Genomic DNA, 18,601 nt, shown 5'->3' with positions numbered 1-18,601 from the left:
GCGCAGTTCAGCAGCATGACGACGCCGAACTGCGTCGGGTCCATGCCGGCCTTCATGCAGATGGGCAGGAAGATGGGTGTGCAGATCAGGATGGTGGCCGCCATGTCCAGGAAGGTGCCGAGCACGAAGAGCAGCACGTTCACCCACAGGAAGATCGCCCATGGTCGGTTGCCGCTGAGTTGCTCCAGCCATTCACCGGTCTTCTGCGGCACCTCATACAACGCCATGAAGTAGCCGAACGCGGCCGAGATGCCGATCAGGAGCAGCACGACGCCCGTCGTCTTGCAGGCCTTGGCGCAGGCCTCCAGGAAGCCGCGGCGGCTCAAGGATTTGTAGGCCAACCCAGTGACGATCAGCGCCCAGCAGACGGCCGTGGCGGCCGACTCGGTGGCCGTGAACACGCCGCTGAGGATGCCGCCCAGGATGATGACGATGACCAGCAGGCCCGGCAGTGCCGCGACAAAGGCCGAGAACACGGCTCCCCAGCCGGGAAAGGCGCCGTGCGTCGGGTAGCCGCGCTTCACCGCGACGCCATAGGCCGCGGCCAGATTGGACAGCGTCAGCAGCACCGCCGGGATCAGGCAGGCGAGGATGAGGTTGAAGACGCTGACCGCCGCAATGCCGGCCGTGGCCAGCACATAGATGATGAGGTTGTGCGAGGTGGGCATCAGCGCACCGACCAGGGCGGCGTGCGTGGTCACGTTGACCGCGTAGTCGGCGTCATAGCCCTCGCGCTTCATCAGCGGGATCATCACCGAGCCCATCGCCGACACGTCGGCCAGCGGCGAGCCGGCCACGCCGCCGAACAGCGTGCAGCCCAGCACATTGCTCATGCCCAGGCCGCCACGTACATGACCCACCAGCCGGTTGGCGAAGTTGACGATGCGCTCGGCGATGCCGCCGTGCAGCATCAGCTCGCCGGCAAAGATGAAGAACGGGATGGCGAGGAAAGAGAAGACCTGCATGCCGCCCACCATCTTCTGAAAGACGATGGCCATGGGCAGGTCGGCCGCGAGCGCCGTCGCCACGGACGACAGCCCGATGGCAAAGGCCACCGGCACGCCCAGGAGCAGCAGCAGCACGAAGCTGCCGCACATGATCCAAAGTTCCATGCCCTCCATGTCAGACCCCGGCTTCTTCGACGCTGTGGCCGCGCCAAAGCGCGATCAGGTGCTCGATGCAGAACAGCACGATGAGCACGCCCGAGATGACCAGGGGCAGGAAGTCCATGCCTTCGGGCACACCGAGCATGGGCTTGGGCTCGGCCCATTTCAGCGTCAGCCACTCCCAGCCCGCGACGGCCATCAGCACGGCGAAGACGATCACGCAGAGGTGGATGAGCGCCTCGGCCACGCGCTGCGCGCCCTTGGGCAGCAGCACCACGATGGACTCCATGCCCAGGTGGCCGGCATCGCGCACGCCCACCGCCACCGCCAGGGCCGTGATGTAGAGCACCAGCAGCAGCGCAAAGGGCTCTGTCCAGGTGGGCGAGTCGTTGAGCAGATAGCGGCCCACGACCTGCCATTGCACGCAGACGACGAGGACGACGAGCCCCAGCACGGCCGCGCGCAGTGACCAGCGCGACAGCGCCGCGCAGAGCTTGGTGTAGGCGTTCATTTGGTGTCTTGAATCGCTTTGACGAGGGCTTGGAGTTCCGGCGTGTTGACGAACTTGGCGATGACTGGCTGGACGGCCTGGCGGAAGGCTTCGCGGTCCGGCTCGACGATCTGCGCCCCGGCGGCCTTCACGGCGGCCAGGGCCTTGGCTTCCTGCGCGTCCCAGCGTTCGCGCTCGACGGCGACCGAGGCCTTGGCGGCCTCGCGCAGCTGCTTCCGCTGGTCGGGTGTCAGCTTGTCCCAGATGCGCTTGCTGATGAACAGCCCCTCGGGCGTCATCGAATGCTCGGTGCGGCTGTAGAACTTGGCCGCCTCGAAGTGGCGGAAGCCCTCGTAGCTCGGCACGTTGTTCTCGGCCGCATCGATGAGACCGGTCTTGAGCCCCGTGTAGACCTCGCCGATGGGCATGGGCGAGGGGTTGGCGCCCAGCGCCGTCATGGCGGCCACCCACAGGTCGGTCTGCTGCACGCGGATCTTCAGGCCCTTCATGTCGGCCAGCGTCTTGATGGGCTTGCGCGCATAGACCGAGCGGGCGCCGGAGTCGTACAGCGCCAGGCCCACCAGCCCCGAGTGCTCGCAGGCCTTGAGGATCTCCTCGCCGGCCGGGCCGTCGAAGGCATGGCGCATGTGGGCCGTGTCGCGGAACAGGAAGGGCAGGGAAGGCACCAGCGTCTTCGGGCACATGGCCGTCAGCGGCGCGAGGTTGACTCGCGTCATCGCCAATGCGCCGAGCTTGACCTGGTCGATGGTCTCCTTCTCGCTACCGAGCGCGCCCTTGTTGAAGACTTTGACCGTCAGCGCGCCGCCGCTGCTCTTGGCGAGCAACTGGCCCAGGTGCTTGACGGCGACGACGGTGGGGTAGTCGTCGCTGTTGTGCACGTCGGCGGACTTCAGCTCCAGGGCCCAGGCTGCGGGGCTGAGCAGCGCCGCAGCGATCAGCGTGGTTTGGATCTTCATGAGGTCTCCTTAGTCGAGAGCGCGATAGCGCAAGTTCGAGAAGCGTGCTTCGCCTTGACCCGCCGCGTAGATCGCCGGGCGCAGGCTGGCGAAGCCGCCCGCTGTGTTGTGGTGGTAGCCGCTGACGTCCATCTGCACCGGGAACTTGGCCCAGGGCTGGCCGGCGTCGGCACGCGAGTACAGCGTCAGCACATGGCGCACGCAGCGCAACCTCAACTGCATGCGGCGCGAGATGCCAGCGGGCTTGGGCACGGCCCGGATGTCCTGCCCGTAGCGGTGCAACTGCAAGCTCTTCGCATTGGCGCCGATGCCGGCGTACAGGCGCGGGCTGTAGAACATGACGAGGCCGGCTTGCACGCCTTCGTCGAAGTCGAGATCGAACTCCAGCTCGAACGCCGGGTCGCCCTGGATGAAGCCCAGCGGTGGGCTGTCGGCCGGGCCTTTGCCGGTGGCGGTGAGGCGCAGCTTGCCGTCCACAACGCGGGCGCGCTGCGCCTGGCTGCTGCCGCTGAGGAATTGCCAATGGGTTTTCAGCGTCGTGCCGGAGAAATCGTCCGACAGCGCCAGGCCATGCGGTACGGCGTCGCCGCCCTTGGGTTTGGGCAGCGGCGCGCCGTCGTCGGCATCGACATGGAACCAGCCATCGGCACTGAAGCGCGCCGGTGCCAGCAGCATCTGTCGGCCCAGCGTGTGGAAGCTGTTCTCGTAGCCGTGATACAGCATCCACCAATCGCCCGCGGGGCCTTGGACCAGGCTGCCATGGCCGCGCGACCACCAGCGCTCTCGCGATGAGCGGGTGCGCATCAGCGGGTTGTGCGGCGCCTGCTCCCAGGGGCCTTCGAGCGTGCGGCTGCGCGCGGCGATGACCATGTGCCCGGTCGGTGGCCCGGCGGTGCCGCCCACCGCCAGCAGCATGTGCCACCAGCCGCCATGGCGCAGCATCTTGGGCCCCTCGGGTGAGAAGCTCTCGACGTCCCAGTCTTCGGGATAGCGCCAGGGGTCGTAGACATGCTCGATGGAGCCGGCGAGCTTGAGCCCGTCCTCACTGAGGCGCACGCGGTCGCCACCACTGAGAAAGAGCCAGCGTCGGCCGTCTTCGCCGACGACATGCGTCGGGTCGATGTGCTTGCTCAGCCCGAGCGGCACAGGCTGGGACCACGGCCCCTCGATGCGATCGGCCCAGCTGACGAGGATGTCGTTGGGCGAGGCCTTGACGGGCAGATAGAGGTAGTAGCGATCGCCGTGCTTGCACAGGTCCGGCGCCCAGACGCTGCCCACCGCCTCGTGCAGCGCGTTGGCCACCGGCCGCCAGTTGACCAGGTCGCGTGAATGCCAGATCAAGAGGCCCGGCACGGCCTCGAAGCTGGAGTGGGTCAGGTAGTAGTCGCTGCCGTCCTTCAGCACCGTCGGGTCGGGCCTGTCGCCGGCCAGCACAGGGTTCAGGAAACGACCATCACCCAGGTCGGCCTTGCGCTGGCCCTCAATGCCCTTGGGCCAGGGCTGGCAAGGCGGCAGGTAGGGCTGGCCGGGCGCGTCGGAGCAGTCGGCGGCGCCCCAGGCCGGTGGGACCGCCAGCAGTGCCAGCAAGCCGCGGCGGTCCAGGCTCACTTCGAGACCTGCGTGAACAGCGATTGCCAGCCCGCCTTCGGCGCCATGTCGGCGAGATTCCAGTCGGCCTCGACAAAGGTGCGCTGCGTCGGCTTGCGCTTGGGCAGGCCCTCGGGGTTGTTCTGGGTCTCGTCGTCGATGAGCTGGCCGCGGTCTTCGGCGATGTCGGACAGCTGCTTGAAGTCCAGCGGATCGCGCGCCCAGGGCCGCGAGCCGACGTACAGCGGCAGTAGCTTCTCCAGCTCGCGCGGTGGCAGCCAGTTCAGGCCGGCAGGCAGATAGGGCTGGCGCACGGGAATGATCTCGGCGCTGGTCGTGTAGCGGCCCGTCATCGGCAGGGGTTGGCCCTGGCGGTCGACGGCGAGGTTGTCCTGTTCGTAGAGCTGCACGTCGCCGACGCCGCCCAGTGTGAAGAAGGGCAGGTTGAGCGCCGTGCCAGGACCGGCGCGGTAGACGTTGCCGGCCAGCGTGATCTTGCCGACCTGGTAAGGCCGGCCCACCCATTCGTGGGCGATCAGGTTGTAGTGCACCGCCCGCCAGCCGGGGTTGTAGATCAGGTTGTTGACCATGGCGCCCCAGACGCCGCCCTTGAACAGCGCGTTGCGCTCGCGGTTGGACGCATAGACGTTGCCCAGCAGCAGGATCTGCGTGGCGTTGTCGTGGATCAGCGAGCCCTTGCTGTGCTCGCCCTTGATGTGCACGGCCTCGTTCAGCCCCTCGTAGATGAGGTTGTGGCTGTAGGTGATGGCATGCGAGGTGTGGGCGCGCCAGTCGTCGGGGGTGGCGCCCTCGAAGCGATGGCCGCCGACGGAGAGGTTTTCGTCCGTTGCCCAGGAGAAGCTGCAATGGTCGACGATGACGCGCTCGGCGCCGTCACCGGTGGAGAAGCCGTCATGGTCGTTGCCGCTGCGCTTGGCCCGCCCGAAGGCGYCGGGGCGGATGCTGATGTGCTGCAGGATGACGTCCTTGGCAAACACTTCCAGTTCGCCCTTGACCAGCGTGATACCGGGGTCGGGCGCCGTCTGGCCGGCGATGGTGATCTTTCCTTCGCGCAGCTTCCAGCTCTTGCCCGCCAGGTCGATGACGCCGCCCACCTCGAAGACGACGATGCGCGGCCCGGGCGTATCCAGGGCCGCCTTCAGGCTGCCCGGGCCTTCGCCGGCGAGTGTCGTCACGCGAATGATCTTGCCGCCCTGGCCGCCGGTGGTCTGCGCCCAGCCGGCGTGGACGTAGGTGGCGGGGTGCAGGGGCGCGTTGCCCTCGGCATGGCAAAGACCGGCCGCGACAGCCAGGGTCCACAGGAGTCGCATGGGCTTATCCGATCAGGTCTTGCATCGCTTCGCGCGGAATCAGCGCGCCCGGATGCTGGATGACACGGGCGGCCAGCCGATTGCCGAACGCCGCGCCTTCCACCGGTGTGGCGCCGCGCAGGCGCTGGCTCAGGTAGCCGGCCGCGAAGGAGTCGCCGGCCGCGGTGGTGTCGACGACGCGCGGCACCGCTTCGGTGGCCACGTCCTGCCAGACATGGTTGAGGCCGACGCGGGTCGACAGTGCGCCGCGCTTGATCGCGATCTCGGCCACCGGCAGCGCCTGGGCTGCGGCCACGGCGGTGTCCAGGTCGGCCAGGCCGTGCAGGGCCTGGTGGTCGTCGGCGGTGATGAGGGCGACGCTGGCGGCCGCGAAGGCGCGTTGGTACCAGTAGCGCGCATCGGCCAGTGAATCCCACAGCCGCGGGCGGAAGTTGTTGTCGAAGGCGACCAGCTTGCCCGCGGCACGCATGCGCGCCATCAGCGCCAGTGCACGCTCTCGTCCGGCCTGCGGCAGGATGGCCAGGCTGATGCCCGACAGGTAGAGGGCGTCCAGCCCGTCGGCCTGCTCCTCCAGCGCCGTCGTCGCGGTATCGAAATAGGCGCGGGCTGCGGCCTGGCCGCGCCAGTAGTGGAAGCGTCGCTCACCGCCCTCGTCCAGCTCGATCAGGTACAGGCCCGGCAGCCGGCCGGGCAAGCGCTGCACCAGACCGGTCTGCACGCCTTCGGCGGCCCAGCGCTCGAGCAGGCCGGCGCTCAGGGAGTCATCCCCCAGGGCGGTTGCGTAGTGCACGCGCAGGTTCGCCCCGCCGCAACGGGCCAGGTAGACGGCGGTATTCAGCGTGTCGCCGCCAAAGTTCTGGCGCAGCTGGCCGAAGGCCTGGCCCTGCAGTTCGAGCATGCATTCGCCCAGGGCGGCGATGGACACCGGCCGGGAGGCGGGCGAGGAAAAAGTGTTCACGGATAAAAATGAAACAGCGGTTCAATAAAGATAGCTTACCCAGTTCATTCCGGGCCACATGGTTTACCCCGCCTGGCGCTGAGGTCGCCCGGCCTGCCTTAGAGTGCGCGCCGCGCGCTCTAAGGCGTGCCAGATCATGAAGCCAGGGAGAGCAGATGAAGATGAACCAAGTGCGCGCCGCATGGGCGCTGCTGGCCGCAGCCTTGATCGCCGCGCCGGCCTGGGGTGACTGCAAGCTCAGCCAGCTGGAGATCCCGGTCCGCATCGTCAACCATCGCCCGGTCGGCACGCTGAACCTGAACGGCACCGAAGTGCCCATGCTGATCGACAGCGGCGCCTTCTTCAGCTTCCTGACGCCGTCGGTGGCGGCCCAGCTCAATCTGCGGCTGAGGAGCCTGCCCGCCGGCCTGCGCATCTGGGGCTATACCGGCTCCGTCGAAGCGCGGGCGACGCGCGTGGAGAAGGTGATTTTCCAGGGCACCACACTCAACAACGTCGAGTTCATCGTCGGCGGCAACGAGCTGGGTTCGGGCATCCAGGGCGTCCTGGGGCGCAATTTCCTGTCCATGGCCGATGCTGAATATGACCTGGCCCACGGCGTCGTGAGGCTGATGTTCCCCAAGGGCGATTGMGACAAGACCAACTTTGCCTACTGGGCCGGCGAGGCGCCCATCATCGTGCTGCCGCTGGAGGGGGGATCGCGCGGCCATGACACGTCCATCCAGGTGACCGCCCGGGTCAACGATCGCGACGTGAGGGCGCTGCTGGACACCGGCGCGCCGCGCACCTCGCTGAAGCTGCGCACGGCCAAGCGTGCCGGCGTGAAGGAGTCCGACCTCACGGAAATCGGCCGAGTCGGCGGCGCCGGCTCGGGCAAGGCAAAGGCGTGGACCGGGCCGATCGAGACCTTCGAGTTCGGCGGCGAGAAGATCCACAACAGCCAGTTCGTTATCGATGAGGCCAGCGGGGCCGACGTGGACATGCTGCTGGGCCTGGACTATTTCCTGTCGCACCGCATCTATGTGTCGCAGCTGCAGCGCAAGCTCTACGCGACCTGGAATGGCGGTGCGGTGTTTGCTCGCACCACGCCCGGACAGTACGACCCGCGCTATGCGGCGCGGCCTGATGACATCTCGCCCGACGACGCGGCCGCCCTGGCGCGGCGCGGCGAGGCTTCGGCGGCCCGCGGTGAGTATGAGCGCGCGCTGGAGGACCTGAACCGCGCCTGCGAACTCGAGCCCCTTGCCGAGGCTCACTTCCTGGCGCGGGCGCGGGTGCATCTCTCCATGCGCCAGTTCGCCAAGGCCCAGGCCRACCTCGACGAAGCCCTGCGGCTGCACCCTGCGCTGGACGAGGCTCTGGCCCTGCGCGCCGCACTGCGGGTGTCCAAGGGCGAACGCGACGGCGCGCTGGCCGACTTGCAGGCTCTGGACGCGGCACTGCCGCCGTCCTCGCATCTGCGTGCCGGCATGGCTGACGTCTACGCCAGGCTGGAGCTGGTGCCCGCGGCCCTGCGCCAGTGGGAGCTGTGGATGCCCAGCCATCGCTCGGACAGCGGCATGGCCCGCGTGTTGAACAACCGCTGCTGGTTGCGCGTGCGCCTGGCACTGGACCTGAAGCTGGCCCTGGACGATTGCAAGGAGTCCGTGAGCCTGGACGGCGGCGCCGTGTCGGCCCGCGACAGCCTGGGCTGGGCCTATCTGCGTCTGGACGACGCGTCGCGCGCCCTCAAGGCCTTYGATGCGGCCATCGAGATCAAGCCCCTGCCCATGGCCCTCTACGGCCGCGCGCTGGCGCAACGCCGCCTGGGCAACGAGGACGCCGCCAGGCGCGACCTCGAGGCGGCGCGCAAACAGCGTCGCCACATCGACGACGAGGTCCGCAAGCAGGGCCTGCCCGTCGCCGAGGACGCGCCGGCCTCGGCGAGCGCGGCAACACCCTAGGCTGATATACCCCGCCAGGCCGCCTCGGCCAGCAGCCCCGCATAGGCCGCCGGCTTGGCCTCGCGCCGCCCGGCCAGCCAGCCGCGGCAGTAGGACTCCGCACCGCCCAGCACCAGGGCCGGGATCAGCTCGGCCGGCAGCTCGGCGAGGAGGCCGGCGCGCACACTCTCGGCCAGGCGGGCATCGATGGGGGCATAGCGCGCCTCCAGCCGCTCGCGCAGGGCATCGCCATGCGGCCCCTGGGCCACGGTCTCGCGGGCCATGAAGAGAAAGGCCGCCAGCTCGGGCAGGGCGGTCACCCAGTCCACGTAGGCGGTCACCAGCTCAACAACCACTGCCTGTGCATCGGCGACGGCCTCGGTGCGTGTGGCGATGGCGCGGCTCTGATCATCGAAGCCGGCGAAGAACAGGGCCGCCGCCACGCCTTCCTTGTTGCCGAAGTGGTGGTAGATCGTGCCCACGCTCTGGCCGCTGCGCTGGCGCAGGTCCTCGATGGTGGCGGCCTCGATGCCGCGGGCGTTGAAACAGGGCAGGGCGTGCGCGAGCACCGCGCGCCGGCTGGCGCCGCGCTCGCCGGGCGAAGCCAGCTTGAAAACCTGGTTCAGGCGGCTGGTGGAACCACGGGGCTTGCTCATTAGAACAATATTCTAGAATCGTTCGGCGTTCACGCGAAGAGGATGACAGGCGATGCAACTGCCGAATCTGCTGGCGTCCCGACGGGGGCGTATCGCGGCGTTCTTCCTGATGTACCTGACCGAGGGCCTGCCCATCGGTTTCGCGTCGACCACCGTTGCGACCCAGCTGCGCCGCCAGGGTGCCAGTGCGGGCGAGATCGGCGCCTTCATCKGCTTCGTGTTGCTGCCCTGGGCCTTCAAATGGGCCTATGGCCCCTTCGTCGACCTGATCGCGTCCAGGCGCCTGGGCCCGCGCCGTGGCTGGATCCTTGGCGCGCAGCTGATGATGGTGCTGACGCTGCTGGCCCTGACCGGGCTGGACCTGACCACCCAGCTCGGCCTCTTCACGGCAGTGCTGGTCGTGCACAACCTGTTTGGCGCCGTGCAGGACGTGGCCGTCGATGCGCTGGCCGTGACGACGCTGCCCGAGCATGAGCGTGCTTTCGCCAGCGGCATGATGTTCGGCGGGCAGTCGCTGGGCGTGCTGATCGGCGGCGGCGGGGCCTTGTTGCTGATCGGGCGCATCGGTTTCGACACCAGTATCGTCCTGCTGGCCCTGGCGATCCTGGCGGTGATGACGCTGGTGGTGTGGCCGATGCGCGAGGAGGTGCCGGCGTCCGCCGCGCGCGGCTCGTTGGCCGCGGCGGGCCGCGAGGTCCACACCTTCCTGCGCGAGGCGCTGCAGGCCCTGCTGGGTTCGCGCCTGGCCTTTGCCGGCCTGCTGTTCGGCCTGCTGCCCATCGCGGCCATGGCTCTGTCGCGTGGGCTGCAGGCCAACCTGGCTGTGGACCTGGGCCTGTCCAACGAGCGCATTGGCTGGCTGGCGACGGTCTCGCAGGCTGCCACTGCGGTGACCTGCATTGCCGGGGGCTGGTTGTCTGACCGCGTGAACCTGCGCCGCGCGATGGCCGTCTACGTGGCGCTGCTGAGCCTGCCCGGCCTGTACCTGATGGCCGAGCTGCAGCGCCACGGCTGGGGGCCGGGCCAGGCCGCACCCGCTGCGCTGGTGACGACCTTCTTCGCCACCGTCGTCATCTACCACCTGCTGTTCGGCTTCATCTACGGTGCGCGGGTGGCCCTCTTCATGGGCATCACCCAGCCGGCCGTGGCGGCCACGCAGTTCGCGGCCTACATGGCGCTGACCAATCTCTCCATCACCTACAGCGTCGTCTGGCAGGGCTATGCCGTCCAGCATTGGGGTTATGCCGCCACGCTGGGCCTGGATGCCCTGGTCGGCCTGAGCTGCCTCCTGCTGTTGCCATTTCTAAGGCCGAAGTCTTTATGAATCTCGTCATCAACGCCCTGGGTGTCCTCGACAACCCCAACATCCGCATCCAGCCCAGCGCCGGCGACCGCAGCGCCATGGCCTACACCAGCACCGGCCAGGGCGTCGACGAGCGCTCCCTGGGCGACGCTCGCGCGGCCGGCCTCACGGCCGTCAACATCACGTTGGGCCACGTGGCCGGCAGCGCCGAACCTTTCGAGGCGACGGTGGCCGACATCGCCGGCTGGGACGCCTTCATCCGCGCCAGGCCTGCGGTGCTGCGCAAGGTACATACGGCGGCAGACATCGACGCGGCACGCGCGGGCGGCCAGATCGGCGTCATCTACGGCTTCCAGAACACCGAGATGCTGGGCGACAAGGCCGAGCGCATCGCGCTGTTCGCCAAACTCGGCGTGCGCGTCATCCAGCTGACCTACAACGGCCGCAACGCCGTTGGCTGCGGTGCGACGGTGCCCGACGACACCGGCCTGAGCGGCTTTGGCGCCGAGGTCGTCGAGCGGCTGCAGGCCGAGAGTGTGCTGGTGGACCTCAGCCACAGCAGCGAGCAGACCTGCCTGGACGCGCTGCGTGTCGCACGCCGGCCGCTGGCCATCACCCACAGCGGCTGCCGCGCCGTGGCCGACCACCCGCGCAACAAGAGCGATGCCGAGCTGCGCCTGCTGGCCGACAAGGGCGGCGTCGTCGGGCTGTACTTCATGCCCTATCTGCGCCTGGCCGGCCAGCCCATGGCATCGGATCTCATCAATCATCTGGAGCACGCCATCGACGTCTGCGGCGAGGATCATGTGGGCCTCGGTACCGACGGCGGCACCACGGCCATCGACGACCTGGACGCCTACCGCGCCATGCTCGCCGCCGAGACGGAGCTGCGGCGCAGCATGGGCATCGGCGCGCCGGGCGAGACGCCGGACGTCAGCCTTTTCCTGCCCGATCTCTGCGGGCCGATGCAGTTCATCGAGTTGGCGCAATTGTTGGCCGCTCGTGGACACCCGGCGAGCCGCATCGACAAGATCTTGGGCGGCAACTTCCGCCGCCTGATGGGCGAGGCCTGGCAATGAAGTGGTTCGCCGTCGCGCTTGTCTTTATCGCCGCGTCGGTCAGCGCACGTGACGACCAGGTCCAGATCCACGGCAACCCGGCCGGCACGCAGACGCTGACCCAGCCTGAGCCCGGCGTCACCGCGGCTGACTACCGCTTCAACGACCGCGGCCGTGGCGATGTCATCCAGGCGCGTTGGCGGCTCGACGCCAATGGCCTGCCGATACGCTACGAGGCCAGCGGCAACGACTACTGGAAGGTCGAGTTCAGCGAGCATTTCGAGCGCGATGCGGCCGGCCTGGCGCGCTGGAAGAACCGCATCGAAACCGGTGAAACGCGCTCGGCCGGTTTCTACCTGCCGGCCAATCCACCACCCGAATTCATGGGCGTGCTGACCCGCGCGCTGCTGAAGGCGCCGGGGCGTCGGCTGAAGCTGCTGCCCGCCGGCGAGGCCTGGCTGGAAGGCGGTGCCGACGTCGACGTGGTGGGGCGCAAGCTGACGCTCTATCGCATCGGCGGCATCGAGTTCACGCCGGTGCCTGTCTGGCTGGATGACAGGGGCGACACGGCCGGTGTCATCGACGACTGGTTCGAGGTGCTGGAGGCCCCGCTGCTGCCGGCGTTGGCGGAACTGCAACGCGCCCAGCAGGCCGCCGACCAGGCCTGGCATGCGGCGCTGGCGCGGGCGCACACGCACAAGCCGCCGGGCGCGCTGCTGATCCGCGGTGCACGCCTGTTCGATCCCGTCACGGGCATCGCGCGCCCCGGCATGAGTGTCCTCGTGCGCGGCGAGCGCATCGTGCGTGTTGAGCCCGATGCCGATCTCGACGTGCCGCCCGGTGCCGAAGTCATCGCCGCGAATGGCCGCTTCCTGATGCCCGGGCTGTGGGATGTGCACCAGCACTTCAGCAATGTCGATGGCGTCTTCGACCTGATCGCCGGCGTGACCAGCGCGCGGGACATGGCCAATGACAACCAGCCGATGCTGGCCCGCGTGAAGCGCTTCAACGCCGGCACGGAGCTGGGCCCGCGCGTGACGCTGGCCGGCATCATCGAAGGCATCGGTCCGCTGGCCGGCCCAACCGACGTCAAGGTCGATACGCCCGAGAAGGCCCGCGCCGCCGTGGACTGGTACGCCGACCACGGCTATGCCCAGGTCAAGATCTATTCGTCCTTCAGCCCGGCGCTGGTGGCGACGGTGGCTGACCGCGCCCACGAGCGTGGCCTGCGTGTCAGCGGCCATGTGCCGGCCTTCACCTTTGCACGCGCCTTCGTTGAGGCCGGGGCCGACGAGATCCAGCACCTGAACTTCATCCTGCTGAACTTCTTCCCCGATGTGAAGGACACGCGCACGCGGGACCGCTACACGGTGCTGGCCGACCGCCTCGCGCAGTTCGACTTCAATGACGGCCGCTTCACGGATTTCGTCGCCTTCCTGCGCCAGCACCAGACCGTCCTGGACCCGACGATGGTCGTACTGGAGGGCCTGTTCTCCGGCGAACCCGCGCGCGCCGCGCCGGCGCTGCGGCCCGTGGTGCAGCGCTTCCCGACGGTGGTGAAGCGCCGCCAGCTGTCGGGGGCCGTCGCCGTGCCAGCGGGCAAGGAGGCCGTCTATGCCCAGGCGCTGCCAGRCCTGCTGCGCATGCTCAAGCGCCTGTACGAGGGCGGTGTGACGATCATGCCGGGCAGCGACGGCTTCTCCGGCTACAGCCTGCACCGCGAGCTGGAGCTGTACGCCCAGGCCGGCATTGCCAATGCCGAGGTGCTGCGCATCGCCACGCTGGTGCCGGCGCGCGTGCTCGGTGTCGAGAAGGAGCGCGGCAGCATCACGCCGGGCAAGCTGGCCGACATGATCCTGGTCGACGGTGATCCGCTTGCCAACATGAGCGACATCCGGCGTGTCTACCGCACCATCAAAGGTGGCCAGGTCTATGACCCGGCTGCACTGGAGCAAGCAATGGGAATGACGCCACGATGAAGATCGAACGATTCAACAGCGGCCAAGTCGTGCCTGCTACCGTGCCCTTTCCCGAGGGCGTGCGCGTCGGCAACATGCTCTATCTGTCGGGCCAGCTCGGCAACGTGCCCGGCCAGCTCAAGCTCGTCGATGGCGGCCTGCGGGCCGAGGCGCGCCAGACGCTGGAGAACATCCGCACCGTGCTGCGCGGCCAGGGGCTGGACTTGCAGCACCTGGTTCGCTGCACCGTGATGCTGGCCGACATGGCCGACTGGCCGGCCTTCAACGAGGTCTACCGCGAGTTCTTCGGCAGCACGCCGCTGCCGGCGCGCAGTGCACTGGGCTGCAACGGTCTGGCCTTGGGCGCGCGTGTCGAGATCGAGTGCATCGCGGCGGACGAGTCCTGACGACTTAGGGGTCATCCTCAAGTCAGCTATTGGTCCCGGGCGGCGCCGGGTTCATGCTGAGCGGGCTGCAATGGGCAGTGACGCTCGATGGAGGCATCCATGGCAAGCAAGCCGAAAACAAACAAGTCAAAACTGGCCGCGCGCCCGGCACCCAGGCCGCTGTGCAACACGCCGCCGCGCATCAAGCCCAGCCTGCCGGCCGTCATCGCCAACGATCCGCGCCGCGCACGTGCCATATTGAATACCCGAGGCAAGTGGCTCAACGGCACGGTGCTGCACTATTGCTTCTTCAAGAGCGGCCACTACGCCGTGRCCAAGAAGCAAGCCGATGCGGTGCGCGCCGCCTTCGCCGAATGGAAAGCCGTCGGCATCGGCCTGGTGTTCCAGGAGGTCACGCAGATGAGCGAGGCCGAGGTGCGCATCGGCTACTCCGAGCCGGATGGCAGCTCGGCGTCGGCCGTCGGGCGCGACGTGCTGCATGTGCCGACGACCGAACCGACCACCGTCTATGGCTGGGACCTGACCACGCAGTATGGCCGCGGCACCGCATTGCACGAACTCGGCCATGTGCTGGGCATGGAGCACGAGCACCAGAACCCCTTTGCCGGCATCAAGTGGCATGAGGAGGCCGTCTACACCTCGCTGGGCAAGCCGCCCAACAGCTGGACGCGCGAGACGACCTTCCACAACATCCTGGAGAAGCTCGAGCCCAGCCAGGTGCAGGGCTCGAGTTGGGACCCCGACTCCATCATGGAGTACGAGTTCGAGCCTGGCCTGATCGACGAGCCCGAGCAATATGACGTCGACGGCCTGGTGCCGCCCGGCAAGCTGTCCAAGGCCGACAAGGCCTGGTTGTTGAAGTGGTACCCGGCGCAGGCGGCCCAGACGCCGACGCTGGAAGCCTTCAAGGCCGTGGCCGTGCCCCTTGCGGCCGGGCAACAGGTGGACTATCTGTTCAAGCCCACCGAGTCGCGCAGGTACACCATCGCCACCAAGGGCGCATCGGACACGCTGCTCGGCCTGTTCGAGGACGTGAACGGCACGCCGCGCAATTTGGCGGCCGACGACGACAGCGGCGAAGACCGCAATGCCAGCATCGTCTACAAGCTCTTTGCCGGTCGTCGCTACTTCGTGCGCCTGCGGCTCTACCACCCGGGCCAGACCGGCATCACTTCGTTGATGGTGTCTTAGGGCCTGTCAACGCTACGGCACTGCGGCCGTGACGACGTCCGACGCGCAACTCAGCCCTCGGTCGTCAGGCTCAGCGGGCCGTCGGCAATGAGGCGGTACTGGCCGCGGCCGGCGCGTTCGATGTGCAGGCCGAAGTCGCGCTCGGCCAGGCGGCGCTCCAGCAGCAGGAGGCGCACGCCGAGGTTGTCCTGCACCTCGGGCAGGCGCAGGTCGCCGCCGGCCAGACGCAGCTCGCGCGTGCTGAAGGCCTCGCGGCCGCTGTCGATCTGGTCGCGCACGAGCTTGGCGATGATGGCGCCGGCCACGCCCTTGATGAGGTACTCGTCGTTGATGAAGACGCTGTGGTCACGCGGGTAGTGGCGCAAGCGCAGCGGCGTGCCGCCGGCCGCCTGTTCGGCCGCGGGGGCCGCCGCCACGGGCTCTTCCACGAGCTCCGTCGTGCGCAAAGCTGCCAGGCCTTGCGCCAGCTGAGCGCCAACGGCCGTCAGTGCGTCCTCGTCGTCATAGCTGAAGAACTGGTCGTGCTCGCTTTCAACCAGCAGCGCGCCGACCGTGCGGCCACGGGCGCGCAGCGGCACAGCGAGCTGGCTGCGCGGGCTGGCCAGGCCGGGCATGGGGATGGTGTCAGCCATGGCGGCCTGTAGGCCAAGCTGCTCGGCCTTGGCTCGCCAGGACATGCCGTAGCTGTACATCTGGCTCATGTGGCCAATGCGGATGGGCACGTTCTCGCGCAGCGCGACGCCGGCGAGGCCGGCTTCCGCCAGCGGCAGCTCGGCGCCGCTGCCGGCCTGTTCGTAGCCGATGCTGGCCAGCGTATAGAGGCCCTGGCGCTGCTCGTCCAGCAGCCAGATGATGGCGTGGCCGATGCACAGGTCGCGCTGCAGGCCGGTGGTGAAGGCCTGCAGCAGGCTGCGCAGGTCGGGCGCTTCGGCGAGCTGCTCGCTCAGGCGCCGCACACCGGTGGCGAGATCGCAACGCGGCGCCATGGCCGGCAGGGGGTGCACCGGGTCGAGTTTGCGCAGCGATTCGACGCGGTAGACGTCGGCGCCGCGCAGGTGAAAGACCTTCTCCATGCCCGTCTGCGCGGCGATGCCGGCGAGCTTGGCGCGCAGGCGCTCAAACACCGGGCCCTCGGTGTCCGTGCGCTCATACCGGAGCTGAAGCAGCACCGACACGCCGGTGATCGGGTCCTCGACGCTGAGCGCGACGCGGCCGGTAGCCAGGATGTTGACGCGGGCGCGGTTGAGGAACTGGTAGGTCAGCGCGACATGCTCATCGTCGATGTACTCGGCGTGCGACAGGTAGTTGACGTGCGGCATGCCGTCGGCGCCCACCGAGCACATCGCCGGCGGGATGACGCCTTCGAGCAGGCGGCGCACGTCGCGCAGTTTGAGCGCACGACGTTCCGTTTGAGGAGTGGGGGTGTCGGTCATGGCAACAGGTCGATGGCTTGGCCGGCGCCGGGGCCGGGGGTCTGGTCCCAGGCGGCCAGCGGCGTGAAGCGCACGCAGCTGAGGTCGGCCAGGGTGAGGTCGCCGAGCACGGCGTTGACCTGTCGGCGGTCGGCGCCGAAGAGTTCGATCTGCCGCAGCCAGGCCTCGAAGCAATGCGCGAACTTCGGCCCCTGCTCGGCATAGGCGGGCAGCACTTTGGCGTCCACGCCCTTCACATGCAGCACGCGGCAGGTGCTGGGCAGGCCAGCGGAGACAGCGACGCGGCCGGTGGCGCGGATCGCGTCGAGCAACTCGGCGCCCGCCTCGCTGCGTGCGAGCAGTTCGATGCGACCGTCGGCCAGGGCCCAGGCGCCGTGCGCGAAGGCCAGCTCGGGCTGCCCCTCGGGCGTGCTCGAGCCCACGCGCAGCGTGACGCCCTGCTGCAGGTGATCGATCCAGATGCCGGGAAGGCGGGCCATCAGCGCAGCAGTTCCACGGGGTTGCCGGCACCTGGGCCGGGCGTCTGGTCCCAGGCGCCGCAGGGCGTGAAGCGGATGCCGGCCAGGCGCTGCACGCCCAGGTCGTACCAGATCGCCATGATGGCTTCGCGGCTGAAGCCGTAGGGCTCGACCTGGGCGATGAATCGTTCACGGCAGCGCTCGAACAGCGGTGCATGGCCGGCCGTGGGCGTGAAGACCTCGGCGTCCAGCCCTTTCACGTGCAGCGTGCGATGGCTGCCCGGCTGCGCCGCGACGTAGGCGATGCGCCCGCTCGCCTGGACGGCGGCCAGCAGCCGGTCGGCGATGTCGGCCGCCAGCAGCACTTCGACGCGGCCGTCCGCCAGCGCTTGAGCGGCCAGGCCGCGGCAGATCTCGGGCTGGCCGTCGGCATGGCTGCCGCCGAGGCGGTGGGAGACGCCGCTTTCGAGATGAGCGGCCCAGTCGGGGGGGAGTTGCGGCAAGGTGCGGCGCGGTGGTTGGGTCGAGGTCGGAATGATAGGCAAGCAGGCCATCGCGTCGCCGTTAGCAAAGACTTAACAAACCCTTAGTGGAGAACTAGCAGCGCGAAAAGCGCTCGCCGACCACAGTACAGCCCATGCCGGACAGACCCGGCGCGAGACACGCATCCCCCAAGGCATCGACCGGCCGAAGCCCACCAGGCAGCGGCGCGGCGCAGCCTTGCCCGAAACCGCCGAATCAGGAGAGCTATCCATGAAAGCATGTCCCGACCCCTCGCTGAGCGCCCAGGCCGCCGCCGCGCTGCTCGCAGGGTTGGTGCTCGCCGCTGGCACCGCCCAGGCCGGCTGCTGGGCCGTCAACGCTGCCGAGCCGATCAGCAGCGATGGCCTGCCCATCAGCCATGCGTCGTTCAAGCCGCTGCATGCGGTGATGGATCACTTCGAGGCGCAGGCCCGGCTCAACCCCGGCCTGCTGGCCCTGCCCGAAGTGAGGCTGCGCCTGACCCGCCAGGTGATGGACTCCGACGAGCCCAGCCGCCGCCCGCGCGAGGCTGTCGTCCATGCCCAGGGCTTCGGGCCCAAGACCTGGATAGGCAAGGACTGCGGCATCCACGCCGAGGCCGCCCAGCGCATCGGCCCGCGCGCCGGCTTCAGTCTCTTCATCAACTCGCCGCTGACGACGCTGAACCGCTGGGCCCATGACGAGCAGCTCAGCGCCTACCTCGAAGGCGAGCGCGGCGAGGCCATGCAGGGCTGGCCGGTGTTTCGTGGCTGCGCCGTCATCGGCCCCGAGCGTCGCCTGCCCTGGGTGTCCGTGACGGTGGGCGAGATGCTTGGCTACCTCGAGCGCGAGCAGCAACGCAAGATCGAGGACTGGGACCACCGCAACGAGCGCGCGCTGCAGCCCTTTGACCTTGCCGCCGCCGAGCGCCAGGCCGAGCAGATCCGGCCGCAGAACGCCAAGGCCGCCGACGCCTTGCTGATGGCGGCCCGCCAGCGCAAGGCTGGCGAGGCGAGCTATCACGCGCAACTGGCACGTGGCCGCCAGGGCCTGGTCGACGAGCTGGAGAGCCTGCGCACCACCCGTTCCGCAATGGACGCCGGCCAGCTCGGCGAGCCCTTCCGCCTGGGCAGCGGCCGCCATCGCCTGCCCGGGCCTGGCGACGCCGGACGGCCGCTGAAGCGCCTCGTCAAGCTGGACCCGGGCTTCCCCTGGGACGCCCGCCACCGCACGCGCATCCAGCTGCTGACCGTCTGCGCCAGCAC

General features: G+C 68.8%; 17 protein-coding genes. 7 read left to right on the top strand and 10 right to left on the bottom strand.

What is annotated here, in order from left to right:
- The 6 genes from ACXJKR_RS07185 to ACXJKR_RS07160 all read right to left on the bottom strand — a co-directional run.
- Window positions 1-1,112 (bottom strand): TRAP transporter large permease (locus ACXJKR_RS07185; protein ID WP_457321936.1); only part of this gene is annotated, 1,112 nt, incomplete at its 3' end.
- 10 nt (window positions 1,113-1,122) lie between these two features.
- On the bottom strand, window positions 1,123-1,617 hold the full coding sequence (locus ACXJKR_RS07180; protein ID WP_457321934.1) for a TRAP transporter small permease: 495 nt from the start codon (window positions 1,615-1,617) through the stop codon (window positions 1,123-1,125).
- Window positions 1,614-2,573 carry a TRAP transporter substrate-binding protein gene (locus tag ACXJKR_RS07175; RefSeq protein WP_457321933.1) on the bottom strand — a complete coding sequence of 320 codons (960 nt, stop codon included), beginning with the start codon at window positions 2,571-2,573 and terminating at the stop codon, window positions 1,614-1,616. The genes ACXJKR_RS07180 and ACXJKR_RS07175 overlap by 4 nt, the downstream gene beginning before the upstream one ends.
- 9 nt (window positions 2,574-2,582) lie before the next feature.
- Window positions 2,583-4,181, bottom strand: coding sequence for a family 43 glycosylhydrolase (locus ACXJKR_RS07170; protein WP_457321931.1), 1,599 nt, complete (start codon window positions 4,179-4,181; stop codon window positions 2,583-2,585).
- On the bottom strand, window positions 4,178-5,491 hold the full coding sequence (locus tag ACXJKR_RS07165; RefSeq protein ID WP_457321929.1) for a pectate lyase family protein: 1,314 nt from the start codon (window positions 5,489-5,491) through the stop codon (window positions 4,178-4,180). The genes ACXJKR_RS07170 and ACXJKR_RS07165 overlap by 4 nt, the downstream gene beginning before the upstream one ends.
- Before the next feature lie 4 nt (window positions 5,492-5,495).
- Window positions 5,496-6,449, bottom strand: coding sequence for a sugar kinase (locus tag ACXJKR_RS07160; RefSeq protein WP_457321927.1), 954 nt, complete (start codon window positions 6,447-6,449; stop codon window positions 5,496-5,498).
- A 155-nt stretch (window positions 6,450-6,604) separates the two neighbouring features.
- Here ACXJKR_RS07160 and ACXJKR_RS07155 point away from each other — a divergent pair, with 155 nt between their 5' ends.
- Window positions 6,605-8,392, top strand: coding sequence for an aspartyl protease family protein (locus tag ACXJKR_RS07155; protein ID WP_457321926.1), 1,788 nt, complete (start codon window positions 6,605-6,607; stop codon window positions 8,390-8,392).
- Here the strand turns inward: ACXJKR_RS07155 and ACXJKR_RS07150 are convergent.
- Window positions 8,389-9,027: a TetR/AcrR family transcriptional regulator gene (locus tag ACXJKR_RS07150; protein WP_056197339.1), complete on the bottom strand. Its 639-nt coding sequence runs from the start codon at window positions 9,025-9,027 to the stop codon at window positions 8,389-8,391. The two genes, ACXJKR_RS07155 and ACXJKR_RS07150, sit on opposite strands and share 4 nt — an antisense overlap.
- A 52-nt stretch (window positions 9,028-9,079) precedes the next feature.
- On the opposite strand from ACXJKR_RS07150, the gene ACXJKR_RS07145 reads away from it, so the two are divergent.
- From ACXJKR_RS07145 to ACXJKR_RS07125, 5 genes are all read left to right on the top strand, one after another.
- Complete coding sequence (locus ACXJKR_RS07145; protein ID WP_457321924.1) at window positions 9,080-10,351, top strand: MFS transporter; 1,272 nt, start codon at window positions 9,080-9,082, stop codon at window positions 10,349-10,351.
- Window positions 10,348-11,409 carry a dipeptidase gene (locus ACXJKR_RS07140; RefSeq protein ID WP_457321922.1) on the top strand — a complete coding sequence of 354 codons (1,062 nt, stop codon included), beginning with the start codon at window positions 10,348-10,350 and terminating at the stop codon, window positions 11,407-11,409. Before ACXJKR_RS07145 ends, ACXJKR_RS07140 begins: the two co-directional genes overlap by 4 nt.
- Window positions 11,406-13,367, top strand: a complete 1,962-nt coding sequence (locus ACXJKR_RS07135; RefSeq protein ID WP_457321920.1) for an amidohydrolase family protein — start codon at window positions 11,406-11,408, stop codon at window positions 13,365-13,367. The genes ACXJKR_RS07140 and ACXJKR_RS07135 overlap by 4 nt, the downstream gene beginning before the upstream one ends.
- Complete coding sequence (locus ACXJKR_RS07130) at window positions 13,364-13,753, top strand: RidA family protein (RefSeq protein WP_082532658.1); 390 nt, start codon at window positions 13,364-13,366, stop codon at window positions 13,751-13,753. The genes ACXJKR_RS07135 and ACXJKR_RS07130 overlap by 4 nt, the downstream gene beginning before the upstream one ends.
- A gap of 99 nt (window positions 13,754-13,852) precedes the next feature.
- Entirely contained in the window at window positions 13,853-14,944 is a 1,092-nt protein-coding gene (locus ACXJKR_RS07125) for a hypothetical protein (RefSeq protein ID WP_457321918.1), read from the top strand.
- A 50-nt stretch (window positions 14,945-14,994) separates the two neighbouring features.
- Here the strand turns inward: ACXJKR_RS07125 and ACXJKR_RS07120 are convergent, their stop codons facing one another.
- From ACXJKR_RS07120 to ACXJKR_RS07110, 3 genes are read right to left on the bottom strand one after another with little or no spacing between them, the layout of a single operon-like run.
- Complete coding sequence (locus tag ACXJKR_RS07120) at window positions 14,995-16,377, bottom strand: GAF domain-containing protein (RefSeq protein WP_056197332.1); 1,383 nt, start codon at window positions 16,375-16,377, stop codon at window positions 14,995-14,997.
- Window positions 16,374-16,856, bottom strand: coding sequence for a hypothetical protein (locus ACXJKR_RS07115; RefSeq protein WP_457321916.1), 483 nt, complete (start codon window positions 16,854-16,856; stop codon window positions 16,374-16,376). The genes ACXJKR_RS07120 and ACXJKR_RS07115 overlap by 4 nt, the downstream gene beginning before the upstream one ends.
- Window positions 16,856-17,338, bottom strand: a complete 483-nt coding sequence (locus ACXJKR_RS07110) for a hypothetical protein (protein WP_457321914.1) — start codon at window positions 17,336-17,338, stop codon at window positions 16,856-16,858. Before ACXJKR_RS07110 ends, ACXJKR_RS07115 begins: the two co-directional genes overlap by 1 nt.
- A 250-nt stretch (window positions 17,339-17,588) precedes the next feature.
- On the opposite strand from ACXJKR_RS07110, the gene ACXJKR_RS07105 reads away from it, so the two are divergent.
- The coding region (locus tag ACXJKR_RS07105; RefSeq protein ID WP_457321912.1) for a hypothetical protein at window positions 17,589-18,601 on the top strand (1,013 nt) is incomplete at its 3' end.

This window comes from Roseateles sp. P5_E11, from assembly GCF_054049355.1.
The sequence above is the reverse complement of the archived record's forward strand: the minus strand, read 5'-3'. Positions and strand labels throughout refer to the sequence as shown.

Bases quoted from the DNA above. Each gene is read 5' to 3' on its own strand.
- ACXJKR_RS07130 (WP_082532658.1), top strand. From the start codon at position 13,364: ATGAAGATCGAACGATTCAACAGCGGCCAAGTCGTGCCTGCTACCGTG.
- ACXJKR_RS07115 (WP_457321916.1), bottom strand. From the start codon at position 16,856: ATGGCCCGCCTTCCCGGCATCTGGATCGATCACCTGCAGCAGGGCGTC.
- ACXJKR_RS07140 (WP_457321922.1), top strand. From the start codon at position 10,348: ATGAATCTCGTCATCAACGCCCTGGGTGTCCTCGACAACCCCAACATC.
- ACXJKR_RS07180 (WP_457321934.1), bottom strand. From the start codon at position 1,617: ATGAACGCCTACACCAAGCTCTGCGCGGCGCTGTCGCGCTGGTCACTG.
- ACXJKR_RS07120 (WP_056197332.1), bottom strand. From the start codon at position 16,377: ATGACCGACACCCCCACTCCTCAAACGGAACGTCGTGCGCTCAAACTG.
- ACXJKR_RS07150 (WP_056197339.1), bottom strand. From the start codon at position 9,027: ATGAGCAAGCCCCGTGGTTCCACCAGCCGCCTGAACCAGGTTTTCAAG.
- ACXJKR_RS07175 (WP_457321933.1), bottom strand. From the start codon at position 2,573: ATGAAGATCCAAACCACGCTGATCGCTGCGGCGCTGCTCAGCCCCGCA.